This window comes from Streptococcus sp. HMSC10E12 (genome assembly GCF_001807855.1).
Taxonomy (GTDB): Bacteria; Bacillota; Bacilli; order Lactobacillales; family Streptococcaceae; genus Streptococcus; species Streptococcus salivarius.
This window is the reverse complement of sequence record NZ_KV791096.1, coordinates 1,263-1,649: the sequence shown is the minus strand read 5'-3', so window position 1 is coordinate 1,649 and position 387 is coordinate 1,263. Positions and strand designations below refer to the sequence as shown.

The 387-nt window shown below is 38.8% G+C and carries 1 protein-coding gene; it reads right to left on the bottom strand.

Translation table 11 applies throughout. The features are described from left to right. The coding region (locus tag HMPREF3112_RS11720; RefSeq protein ID WP_256262677.1) for an SspB-related isopeptide-forming adhesin at positions 1 to 387 on the bottom strand (387 nt) is incomplete at both ends.

The window sequence follows — 387 nt, the reverse complement described above, 5'->3', positions numbered from 1 at the left end:
CACGTTTTTCAGTTGGTTTGTTTGGTTTTTCAACAGTCTTAGTAGTTGGGTTGTAGTAGTTTACAACTTGAGCTGCTGTATTTTCAATTTCAGCACCATCGTAAGCACCGTCAGTAACCTTAGCTGGGATGACAAACTTGTAGTAACGTCCAAATTCGAACTTAGTAGTATCGATAATTTGAGTGTTTTCTGCATCGCCAAGTGACTTAGTGAAGCCAGGTTTAAGGTTAGCAGTAATCACACCATTAGCGATTGAGATGTCAAACTTGTCAGTAACATCAGCACCAGTCTTACCATCGTAAGCCTTGATATCAGCTACCTTAACATCCAATTTAGCTTCATCATAATCATCAGTGATACCAACAGTTTGGATATTATCCTTGTTGT